The 12,526-nt window shown below is 28.1% G+C and carries 12 protein-coding genes; all 12 read right to left on the reverse strand.

Translation table 11 applies throughout. From position 1 onward, the window contains the following. Window positions 1-699, reverse strand: a 699-nt coding sequence (locus HMPREF0367_RS00010; protein ID WP_035399900.1) for a TatD family hydrolase, incomplete at its 3' end; no start/stop codon positions are given. After that, entirely contained in the window at window positions 699-1,985 is a 1,287-nt protein-coding gene (gene qatC, locus HMPREF0367_RS00015; RefSeq protein ID WP_035399902.1) for a Qat anti-phage system QueC-like protein QatC, read from the reverse strand. The genes qatC and HMPREF0367_RS00010, both read right to left, overlap by 1 nt. Then, entirely contained in the window at window positions 1,982-2,743 is a 762-nt protein-coding gene (locus HMPREF0367_RS00020; RefSeq protein ID WP_035399904.1) for a hypothetical protein, read from the reverse strand. Before HMPREF0367_RS00020 ends, qatC begins: the two co-directional genes overlap by 4 nt. Before the next feature lie 14 nt (window positions 2,744-2,757). Further along, entirely contained in the window at window positions 2,758-4,560 is a 1,803-nt protein-coding gene (locus HMPREF0367_RS00025; RefSeq protein ID WP_035399907.1) for a KAP family P-loop NTPase fold protein, read from the reverse strand. Between the two features lie 74 nt (window positions 4,561-4,634). Beyond that, window positions 4,635-5,840: an LlaJI family restriction endonuclease gene (locus HMPREF0367_RS00030; RefSeq protein ID WP_035399909.1), complete on the reverse strand. Its 1,206-nt coding sequence runs from the start codon at window positions 5,838-5,840 to the stop codon at window positions 4,635-4,637. Between the two features lie 10 nt (window positions 5,841-5,850). After that, window positions 5,851-7,584: an AAA family ATPase gene (locus HMPREF0367_RS00035; protein WP_035399911.1), complete on the reverse strand. Its 1,734-nt coding sequence runs from the start codon at window positions 7,582-7,584 to the stop codon at window positions 5,851-5,853. Beyond that, window positions 7,559-8,824, reverse strand: coding sequence for a DNA cytosine methyltransferase (locus HMPREF0367_RS00040; RefSeq protein WP_035399914.1), 1,266 nt, complete (start codon window positions 8,822-8,824; stop codon window positions 7,559-7,561). The genes HMPREF0367_RS00035 and HMPREF0367_RS00040 overlap by 26 nt, the downstream gene beginning before the upstream one ends. Window positions 8,825-8,845: 21 nt before the next feature. Continuing rightward, window positions 8,846-9,907, reverse strand: coding sequence for a DNA cytosine methyltransferase (locus HMPREF0367_RS00045; RefSeq protein ID WP_035399916.1), 1,062 nt, complete (start codon window positions 9,905-9,907; stop codon window positions 8,846-8,848). Beyond that, entirely contained in the window at window positions 9,900-10,130 is a 231-nt protein-coding gene (locus tag HMPREF0367_RS00050; protein ID WP_035399919.1) for a helix-turn-helix domain-containing protein, read from the reverse strand. The genes HMPREF0367_RS00045 and HMPREF0367_RS00050 overlap by 8 nt, the downstream gene beginning before the upstream one ends. 187 nt (window positions 10,131-10,317) lie before the next feature. Further along, entirely contained in the window at window positions 10,318-10,752 is a 435-nt protein-coding gene (locus HMPREF0367_RS00055; RefSeq protein ID WP_035399920.1) for a very short patch repair endonuclease, read from the reverse strand. Between the two features lie 177 nt (window positions 10,753-10,929). Then, entirely contained in the window at window positions 10,930-11,325 is a 396-nt protein-coding gene (locus HMPREF0367_RS00060; protein ID WP_035399923.1) for a DUF1998 domain-containing protein, read from the reverse strand. 94 nt (window positions 11,326-11,419) lie between these two features. After that, window positions 11,420-12,058, reverse strand: coding sequence for a hypothetical protein (locus HMPREF0367_RS00065; RefSeq protein ID WP_035399925.1), 639 nt, complete (start codon window positions 12,056-12,058; stop codon window positions 11,420-11,422). Window positions 12,059-12,526: the final 468 nt, after the last annotated feature.

Here is a 12,526-nt window from a genome sequence, read left to right on the forward strand (position 1 = left end):
GCTTACTGCTTCTTGTGGATCACAATCTTTGATTTTAGCAATTTCATTAGCAATATTATTTAATATTGATTTAGGATATTCCGTACTTGTTTCTTTAGTAAATGGAGCATCAGTTTCTAATAGAATTTTTGATAAAGGAACTGATTCGATTAATTTTCTTCCATTAATAGTAGATGTCATATTTAAATTAATAGAGACATATATATTATCATCATTAGACATGGCATGTAATAACCTTTTAATATTTCCAGTGTACCAATGTAATATGTATATACAGTTTCCTTTTTTTAAATAATTAAAGATTATATGATCTGCTTTCCGAGAATGAATAGATATAATTTTATTTCCTAATCTATTACATTCATAAATAATTTTTGAAAATATTTCTTTTTGCTTTTCTATGTTCTTGCTTTTTGAAGATGAAATATCTAAACCAACTTCACCAATAAATTTAGCTTCTTTTACATACTTTAAAAAAACTTTTATTTCGTTTGGATAATCTTCAATCAATTGCGGATGATATCCCAATGAAATTCTCATTGCATTTTCATTATTGAATCTATCCTTATATTGTTTATATAATCCAGGCAAATTTGTCATAGCGATTATCTTAAAATTATTTTCTTCTGCATATCTCAAAATCTTGAAGTTGTTATTATATAAATCAGGATGACAATGAAAATCAATCATTTCACACATTACTTTACAACCTCCATAAAAAATGATTTGATTTCTTCAATCCCTCGACAATACATTTCTGATAATTCGCTCAAATTCTCATCTATTACACCTGATTTTTGTATTTCTAGAATAGCATTATTTTTATTAAACTTATTAATTCTTTGTAAAAATGCATTTTTATTTAATTTTGCTGCCTCCGTTTTATTTAGATTAAAATCTCTAATTTCAGTTTCATCCACTCCAAAACCTTTATAAATTGCTGCCCTTCTTATTATACAAGGTATGCATGAACCACAGTGCATTGGTTCACTTTCTTTATCATATCTACCTACATCAGGATGAGAGCAAGACATTGTATCTGTATAATTTGTCTTTAATAATGATTTATTTTTGCATTCTAATATCATTTCCCCTTTTGTCTTTAATTGGTATGGATTTATTATTGATATCCTTAATTTCATATTTTCAATTAATGTTTTTAACATTTTCATATAATAAGGATGGGTAGTTCTAGTACTACTACTGCCAAAGCGTGCTCCAGACAATGGAATATTTAGAGAAATAAAACCATTCTCTGGTATAAATAAACTTGTATCAGTATTAAATCCAGAAGCTAAAGCAATCGCATGAGCGAAAAACATTAACGAACGGGTTCTTGTGGTATCCTCCACACCATTTTTACAGGTTACGTAAAATTGCATATAATCCGCTTTCTCCAATGCATATTCGTTCTTCAAGCTTTCAAAAGCCAAATCTTGGTATTCTTTTGTACCTTTTCCTCCGCCATAATGACTCACAAAAAGAACTTTTTTTGTTTTTTCTTCTAATAGGTCTATCGCACCTATATATGAGTCTAATCCCCCTGATAACATACATACTGAATCATAAATTTTGACTTCAGTTTTCTTATATTTCTTACTATCATAATAATCTTTTTCATCTAATAATTCTTTTTCTCGAAATGAAAAATTCCAATTATCACCACTCAAAAAACTAATCATTTCATTCAACAATAATTTTTGGTTATTCCAAAATACAATATCTGAAACAGGAACATTTAATTCGAAATTTCTTGTCCAATTATCAGGTTGTTGTTTCCTTAAAACTTTTCGATCCATTACAAAAACAAACACCGAAATATAAAGCAAATCAATAGCTAAGTTTGAAAACTCTCCATCAAATCTCATATTTTTATCCCAAAAGTGAAATCCAATATCAGAGCCACATTTTATATCAATATAATCATCATATCCTTCTGGAAGATTACTTTTTCTATCATTACTGCAAAAAACTTTCATAATCATTCCTCCATTATTTCAAGGCAACTTTTCATTACACTATCATATATATTTTTTGAGAAAACTTTATCTTTGTTTCTTTTAAACGATACTTCTATATTTGCTTTAATATATTCCTTAATTTTAGATTCCACATTATCTAATGTAATTTGATCGTCACCATACTTTTCAAAAGAATATCCAAAATCTATAAGCATTTGTTGCCATATTAAATCAGCCATAAAATACTGCATTAGTACATTAGCTGTTGCTTCGTCTAATCTATCATTGCCTTCATCTAATTCTAATAATTTTTCTAAAGTATTAGCTGTAGCTGTTCTAATAGCAACATCACTCTTTGTCATAGCAGAAGCTTCCACATAATTTACTAACTTTGACATCGCTTCTGGTAATGAATTGTTACTTAAAGACAATCCGATATCGTTTAAAGTCTTAGAAATACCTTTTGTAGTAAAACCTTCTAGTATAGTTCCAATTTTATATGTTGCATTCCTACTCTTAGTTGAATTAGATATAATTCTATTACTTCCGCCAGATGCTTTTATATAGTTTTTCACTATATTTCTAGGAGCTCCAATCCTACCAGCAGATGAAATATATTTACTCATAGATGTTTTTGCAATAGTCCAATTAATATTATCTATATTAACTGCATCAATATTGCTATCTTTTTTACTACTGCTTTCACTATCCTCATCTGGGTTAAAATCATTAGGTAATAAGGCATTGCCCACTTTTCCTTTAAATGAACTTGATGTTCCCATCTTATCCTCCTTAATTATTTAAGTTTCGAATTTTCACCTCTCCACATTAAAATTAATCTGTTTATTTCCTCTTCTTCAATATCTTTTAGAGCTTTAATATAAACTAACATAGATTCAGTAATACTATTTGCTGGAATTAATTTTAATTTACCTAAGACAGTTCCAAAACATTCTCTTTTATTTAATGCGATTTCAGTTAAACCTCTAATAACATTAATTTTTTTCTTTGCCCTATCAGCGATAAAATCATTGTATAATTCATCTACCATTAAATTGCACTCAACATCAGATATATGTTTTATGTTATCTCTTGCACGAGATATTGCAATATCATTATCTCCTACAAAAGCGTCTATTATTTTTCTTGCGGGTTCTGAAAGTTTAATATTTGTAGAGTAATTAAAAGAATTATTACTACCTCTTGATAGATAAAAATATGGCTCTAGATTTTCCTCTTTTATATTTGGCTCTTCAGTTACCCAACGTTCAAACCACTCATCATTCCATTTCTTTTCTAAACTAAGTGCATCTTCAGAATCTTCCTTATGTTTTTGTTCCTCTGTATTATTGATTTTTTCATATGCACTTAGATAAGTATTTAATTTATTTTTTCCATATAAATCAATAAAATCAGCAAAAATGCTGGGCTTCACATATTGAAGTATCATCATTTTTACAAGTACTTTTTCATCTATTTCTATATTTTTTAGCTGTGCAACTTTTTTTCTCATTTCGAATTCATTTAAAAACCTTTTAAACTGTCTAGGATTTCCATTCAAACCGCTATTTAATAAAGTAGATATTTTTCTTGATAAGGTATAACAATTTAAAATATCATTGGATTCATTAAATGCTGTTACACTGTTTGGAAGTTGAAATATAGCCGTATTTTTTCTAAATTGAGTAATACAATTGCTCTTCAGAGTATTGAAATCTTCTATTGTTAATATTTTTGAGCAAAACAACAATGTTAAATACATCTCCGTCTCTGGAACAGACATTGTAGGAATTCGTATTGGATATTGAATTATTTTTTCTAAATACTCTTTACCGATATTTATTTTATGTTCAGCTTCAAAAATGCTATCAGTGTATTTTTGTCGTATTGCATATGAAATTTGTCGTTCATCTGCACCAAAAACAAAAGCTACTTTACCATTGAACAAAAATAATCTCATTGCTTCAAAAATTTCTAAAATAGTGTCAGGCAAACATCTATCCATTTCATCCACATAGATAACAACTCGTGTAATTTTACTATTATCAATTAATTGTCCAAATTCATCTCTAAACTTTGCTATATCATTCCTTAATGATTCGTGAGAAGTTATTTTTTCATAGTTATCTTTTATTTTTTCAATAGCGGTAACAGTATCTGAACCGGTACTATTTACTATTTCAGCTATATTCAATGGATTCATTATTGATGAAATGATAGTAGATGAATTCTTTATCATTGACATCGTTATATCAACTACATTTATACTTTTTTTCAAATTCTGGATCTTGATCTTTAGACTATCTTCATCTTTAATCCTTAATTCAATTTGATCTAATATACAATTAATAACAGTATTCTTAGCATCTCCATAATCTTCAAATAGCCAAGCATTAAAATTTATTATTAATATATTTCCATCTCTTCTTCGAAGAGATTCTTGACTAATTGACATAATGCTTGATTTACCACTTCCCCAATCACCATAAACACCAATACTAGCAGGAAGAAGATTATCATCCAATACAATTTCATTAACTAAATCAGCTATATACTCAAAATCTATATAGTCTATATTTGATTCACTATCTTTCCACACCTAATTCATCTCCCATTCTGTGCCATTTTTTCAGGTTTCACTTTTTATCTTCATGTTTATTTTTTCTATTTCATTTATATTTTCTTTGAATAATGGTTTAACACATCATTAAGATTTATATAATGCTCTATAATTTTTACTCCATCTAAGTCCATTCTATCAATATGGACTTTTGTATAATATTCTCGCTCAGTAGGGATTAACAATCCGTTATAAATTTTAAAATCCTTATATTTTTGCATCAAATTGTAATGGTAAAATAACTGTTTATAATTTAATTCATTAACTTCATTATTAAAGTACTTTGAATCAAAAATTATCACTCTTTTATTTTCATTATCTATTGAAATATGATCGTATTGTACTTTATATAGATTTCGATTTTTTGATTTTTCTATAGTTTCTTTACTTTCCACATATTCCATTTCGGGCTTGTAAAATTTAATATTACTTGATTCTCCCCAAATAATGTCATCGCATTGAATATCAATAAACTTATCATTAAGATATTCATCAATCATCATTTCCCAATAATTATCAAATTTAAGTGTCAATAATCTAACATTATCTTTAGCCTTGCTTTTCCATTCAATATAATTAATTAGATTATTTATTAATATCTTCTCAATATCTTTAAAATAAAGATTACGAATCCGTTTCAATTCATTTATCACAAGTTTTAAGTTCTTAAATATAGGATTAATTTTTGTGTATCCATATGGAATTATAGTTGTAATGAAGTCTCTGTAATTACTAGCATCCGCTAATACATAATTCATACATTCACTTATAAATACACTTTTATCTCTATTTTTCTTAATTACGAAAGGAAAGAAAATCACACCATTTTTTTGAACTATCTTATTGGATTTATTTATCGTTCTATTCCAATCAACATTGCCTTCATAACCATTTTCAAAGTAGCTTTCATTAGATAAATATAATCCATATTTTTTATAATGATTTAAAATATCATGATAAGCTTTTACAGGGAACTCGCCTTTTAATCCTTTATCAAAACTCCCATAAGTAGCCTTATTCTTTGATAAAATATACAATATTTGCTTCATACATGAAGTTTGATTTTCTCTTAAAGTAGTAACATTATAATGCTTTGGAAATGAAAATAAAATTTTCTTATTTTTAATTATTACTCCTACAAACGATATTGTTAATGTGCCATTATATTGATCGCAATAATCTAGAATTTCCCACGTTTTTACGAATTCTTCATCAACAGTCTGCCCATCATTGAGTATTTCTATTTTCTGTTGATCCATAGTTCCACCTCTATAATGATTGTTTTTTGTATAATGTAATTAATTCTTCACTAAACACATTTTTCTTATCGCCAAAATCTTTATAAAGTGATGAGAATGTTTTATAGCTTTTATCAAATATTGAATATTCATCAGTGATACTTGCCCCTTGGACATCTTCCCATAAATAATGTAATAATTTATTTTGTATTGCATTAAATTTTTGTTCATCACCATTCTTATAGTTGTTGAATTTTATAAAGAACTGACCAATTTGTTTATCTTCGCTCAACTCCATTTTAGTGGTAATTAATTCATTCAAAGCCATATATAAATTGTTCCATTCAAATTCTTTATCATCTAGTTTAAATGTATATGTATTCTTTAAAGTTTTATCAGCATTACGAACAGGGCTTACATCGACATAAATGAATTCGAATCTTCGTTTGAATGCTGTATCTATGACATTTACATTTTGATCACTTGTATTTACGGTGCCAATAATATGGAAATTTCTTGGTAAATATATTTTATTCCCGATGTTTATTTCTTTATCTTGCAAATGCTTTGAAATCAAATCGTTATTTATAGAGTATTCACTGTTTCCATTCTCATCACGATCTAATAACTGGAATACATCTCCAAATATACTGGCAATGTTCCCTCTAGACATTTCTTCAACAATCAAAAATACTTCTTTATCTTTATATTCAAAAGCTCTGGCAAGTGCTTGTGAGAAGACTCCAGCCTTAAAATCATATCCAATTTCATCATTCTTCGAAGTGGGCATGATATTTCCTATAAAATTATAATAAGAGTAATCTGAATATATTGTTGTTTTAAATACAAACGGATTGTCCTTAATCTCAATATTTGGATAACAATCTTTTATAATTTCATCAACTCCATGACTTTTTCCTGTTCCTGGAGCCCCAAAATATATACTTTGAATATTTCTATCTAATCTTATACATTGTATTTCATTATAATTCTCAAATTCAATGCTTCCCAATGATATATGTTCATCACAATAATTAAAATAACTTGTTCTTAGCGTCGAAAGATTATCGCTTTCATCAAATTCCCAGAATTCATCGAACATAATTATATCCAATAACTCTGCTTTGTATTTATCATCATCCTTTTGGGGAATAGTCAAATAAACTTTATTAGATTTTATTTCAATAAATTTAGACCATTCAATAACATTTAATAACTCTGTTATTTGTCTATCTTGATGCCTCCAATTTCTTTCTTCAATAGGAATGATATTGCTCGGTAAAACACTAGTTGTCCTGTAAGCTTCTATCTCTTTTATCAATTTTACACGATCAACATCTTTGACCAATGCAATATCTTTATTATAGAAAATAAAGTTTATTATTTCTTCCTTTGTTAAATAAACTTCTGACGATGTCATTTGATAAAAAATAAATAAAATCTTAATAATTTCACGCATTGGTGCTAATTGAATTCCATCATTTACTGCATTATCAAAACTCTCTTTGGTCCTAGGATTAGGAAATTGAAATGTCTTTATAAAATTAAGAACTACACTCCTGACATCTCCTTGAGCCGCTAGTTTTGCGCTATTACCTTTATTTATAAGATTTAAATAAAATCCAATTGTATTTGCATTATTACTTACGGATTTATTCTCACTGGCTGTAGGCACAGTATCTGTTAAAAACATTTTAGCAAACGATTTTGCTTTCTCTTCTAAACTAGACGCTCTCATATCATGTGTATATAGATAATGAATCATTTGTATCCCTCTTTTCTTCAAAATTATCTAAAAATTCTTTCATAGCTTTACCGATAGCATATGCTAATTTAGGTGGTACAGCATTTCCTATCATCTGAAATACACTACCTTGTGAGCCTATAAATTTAAAATCGTCATCAAACGATTGAAGCCTTGCTGCTTCACGCGGAGTGATGCTTCTTGCTTGTTTAGAATCATAATGTATAAATCTATTACCATCTTTATATAAATGGGCGATTATAGTTGTACTTGGCTCATCTTTTCTTAGAACATGATATCTATGTATTGGAGATTTTGAACCAACTTTTTTTTCATATATTTTAGTAATTGCTGCTGCATTCGTGTATTTATTATTACCTAATTCTATATCTTCAGCTAGCATTTTATATATATTCATATCTCTTAAATTATGATATCTCGGAATATGTCTATCTACACTCTCATCGTATACATAAGCTTTGTTCCTACTTCTATTTTCTTCATCCCATATTGGTCTAATTTCAGGAAGATCTCCTATCGCTTCTTCTACAGTTATTTCCTTTTGCTGATACTTAGGCAATAATTTCTCATAAAATGTATCTATAATATTATACAAGTCATTTTCATCACCTAAATCAGTTCTAACTCCCAATAAAATTACTCTCTTTCTTTTTTGAGGCACGCCGTATTTAGATGCATCAATAATCCCGTACTTTCGAATATGCTTACTTATGATATATCCATTTTTCTTAAAACTTTCTTCAATAATTTCTATGATTTTCTTATCATTTGGCTTAGCACTCAGAATTCCCGGAACATTTTCAAAAACAAAAGCTTTTGGTCTATATCTTTTAACAACTGATAAATAATGTTCAAATAGATAGTTCCTATAATCATCTTTCATTCCGTTCTCATCTCTAACTCTACCTGCAACAGAATATGCTTGACATGGCGGTCCACCAATAATCAAATCGATTCCTTTTGCTTTTTCCACATAATAATCCAGGCCGAAAGAAGATCCAAACTGAGCATCATTATTCCAACCATTAAACAATTCTTCCTCTCTCTGTATATCAAAATGAAGCACTTTTTCATCAGCATCTGTAACGCCATACTTCTCTTTTAGTCGTTTTCTTAAAGTGTCTACCTGAGGTTTTAGCCATTCAACCGAGGAAACGCAATCATAAAATCCGGTTTGAAGAAACCCATCCTCCAAACCTCCACACCCAGCAAATAAATCGATAAATTTATATTTTCTCATATGGCCATACCTTTCTCTTACTTATAAATATTTTTTTAACTTTTCAGCTATAGCAAAGCCTAATTTAGGTGGAACAGCATTTCCAACTTGCTTGTACTGTTCTGATTTATTTCCATAAAAAACAAAATCATCCGGAAAAGATTGCAACCTTGCACTTTCTCTAACAGTTGGTATTCTATTATATTTATAGTGAAAATGAGATCTATGCCCGGTGTTTATTGTCAATGATGGTTTTTTACTATGATATCTAGTTAACGCTTCATTGTATTTATATAAACCCCTGTACTCTTCTGGCAAAGATTTATAATTTTTTCCTTCTGGCACTAAAGATATCATCTTCACTGTTTTTTCTGAATGAATCGTTCCAATATTGTTATATATTTTCGTCGAATTTTTCCTCATTTCAGCCTGATATTTCGTTTTAGGACTACATTCATACTCTTGAACTTCTTCTCCATATATTCCATCTAATGCAGGCAAATCGCCAATCGCATCTTCGCAAGTAATAAACTCATCAGAAGAAAGAATCGGATTAGGAAATTCAAATTCTTGTTTCGAGTTTAAAAGACCCACAAAAAAAGCTCTCTTTCTTATTTGAGGTACACCATATTCAGGGGCGTATAGTACCTTTACGGACATTTTATAACCCAACTTTTCAAAATCTGTAAATATTTTTTCTTTTCCCGCACCATTGTAAAGTGTTAACATACCAGGAACATTTTCGATAACAACAGCTCTTGGTCTCATTATTTCTGCTAATTTAACCATTGCTTTATACAATGTATTTCGTTTGTCATCTTCTTCTCTTTTTCCAGCTAACGAAAATCCTTGACATGGAGGTCCTCCGATAAGGACATCTAAAACTTTATGCTTCTTATTAAATTCCTTAACTATTAACTGAACATTTTCTAAATTAAACAAGTCTAATTTTAAGGCTTTAGCTCTTCCATGATTTTTCTCAAATGTTTTCAAAGCACTATCATCAAAATCTATACCCAATACTACATCATAACCTGCATCCAAAAAACCTTTAGACAATCCACCGGCTCCTGAAAATAAATCTATAACTGTGTATTTAGACATTCTCTTTTCCTCCATGATCAATACTTACATATTCAACAATATCCGAAATATCACATTTCAACACATCACAAATCCGAAGCAGTACATCGGTAGTAATATTTTCTCCATTTTTCATTTTATAGAATGTACTCTTACTAATTTTTGCTTTTTCCATTAACTCTATGTTTTTCATATCAATATCTATCAACATTTTAAATAATTTTTTATAACTTAATTTTGACATATCAATCTCCATTCTTCACAAAACTATTTAATTATATCACAAAGTGCTCTCCTTTTCTCAGCACAATTTTCTCTTATCTCGAACTTGAAATGAATTATGAAGTATATTATTTGTAGCAAACAATTCTATGTTTAAACTTATCAATGATAATCTTTTACTCTATGAAACAAAAATCACAAGATTCATGTTATTCATACAAAACATCATTTAATAAATAATCTTTTAATTCTTTTTCAATAGATTTGATTAATTTATCTACATCTTCTTTTATTTCACATTCCCAAACCACAATAACATGCCATCCATAATTTCTAAGTAATCGGTAGTTTTTTTCATCATTTTCTTCATTCTTTTTAAATTTATTTATCCAATACTCTGTATTAGTTTTTGGGATAGTGGCTAATTTGCAATTATGTCTATGCCAAAAACATCCGTTAACAAAGATTACAGTATGATATTTAGGTAATACTATATCTGGTTTACCTGGTAGTGAAGAGTCGTTTATTTTATACCGAAATCCATCAGCAAACAATTTTTTTCTTACTAAAATTTCTAATGAAGTATTTTTGCCTTTAATATGTGACATATTTAAGCTTCTATCTTTTTTTGATAAGTTATCCATATTCTTAATATACCATATTTTTCCATTCTAGAATTGTATCACTAAAAAAGATACCGGTCTTCATATGACCGGTATCTTTTTTAGTAGCGTAACAGGTGAATATCTAAATTATCAAATAATATCATTTATCTGGATTATAAGATGGAAAAATTTATTCAAGTATTATTAAGTTTAATCTTATTCATTAACACCTATTTCAATGGTTTCTATTATTTTATTTATGATCTCTTTTGCAAGACCTCTTTTTAAGTAACTATGCTTTGTTTGGTTATAGTAATTTCTTAAACAGTTATAACATGATGTATCTTCATCACAACAATTCTGAGACACTTTCTTTAAAGCTCCCCTTAAGCATTTCATAATTGCTTCCTTTGACATTAGTCGCTTAATATGACCTGCTCCTCCAGGAACATTATCAAAAATTAGAATATCATAACTATTTTTATCTAGATTTACCTCTAAAATTCCATCTAAATCATTTCTTTCAACATCTAATGCATTGCTGATACTTTCTAAGAATGCATACAAAAATGATAATGCTTGCGAATACTCTGAATTATCCTTTTTCTTCATAGAAACACTATTAATTATTTTCAAACATATAATTTAAACAAATAATTTTTAGTCGAAACCATATCCCCTAGAAAATCATTTTCTTAATTCAACATTATTTATTCTTTTCAAACAATTCAGATTCTTTGTCATAAGAATATCCCAAATAATACATAATAAATAAAATAACTTCTTTATCGTTGCATTGAATTGCTTTTTTTAAATCTTCTAACCGCCATATTTCTTTTGATTTAATAGAACCAACATAACTACTTTCTTTGTAACATTTAAGTGTTGAAAGATATCTTTTTGTCTTTCTCTTTATCAAGAATAATAATTTCTTCCCTATAAATGGTAGCGCACACAATAACAACTGAACCTCAAATGGATGTTCTATCCAATATTCATTTATCTTTTCCAAAAAATCTGTTCCCCACCATGGACCTACAGCACAACCTATTCCGCCTAAATTAACTATAAAAATTAATTGTTCATCAGGATTTGGATAACATTGAAGAATCTCTTTAAATTTTGCATCAATAATAGATAGATCCCAACAAAACTCCATATCATCATTCAAAATATAGTCCAAAGATAGAACTATTGAATTTGGATCTTTATACGATAATCCAAGAGGCTTACTATCAAAAAATCTTTTTGAAATATCCTCTAGTTTGTCTTCCATATGAATATCTAATTCTTTTCTATATTTTTCCTTTGTTAAACAATCATAACACTGAATAATGTATTTCATAATTTCCTCTCAATAGTAAATTCAAAATTTAATATAAACTATATAACAATACTTTTACTACCTCGTTTAAACATTAAATATTAAAAAATGTAAGTTAATAATCTGAAATGAAGAAAGGGATATAGTCAACATGCTTGTTAAAACATGATTAATGTTTATCTTTATTTAATGTCTTAACTCTAATCATATTTCGCTTATTTTGATATATTTTCAGGTGATTTTTATGCATATTCACTCCATTTTATTGATTTACAAATATTTTTTAGTCAATTTCTTTTACTGGAAAGTGTGACTATATACCAACAAAGAGTTCTAGCTAAAAAACTGGAACTCTAATATTATTTTATACATTTTTCTTCAAGAAATTGATAAAAGCTTATATCATAAGCATCAAACAATGTTTCTTTTTCAACGTATGTTTCTTTTTGAAACTCCTTGTTTTCAAAGAAGCGAACTAAAATATTTCCA

The organism is Faecalitalea cylindroides ATCC 27803 (assembly GCF_000469305.1).
GTDB classification, from domain to species: Bacteria; Bacillota_I; Bacilli_A; order Erysipelotrichales; family Erysipelotrichaceae; genus Faecalitalea; species Faecalitalea cylindroides.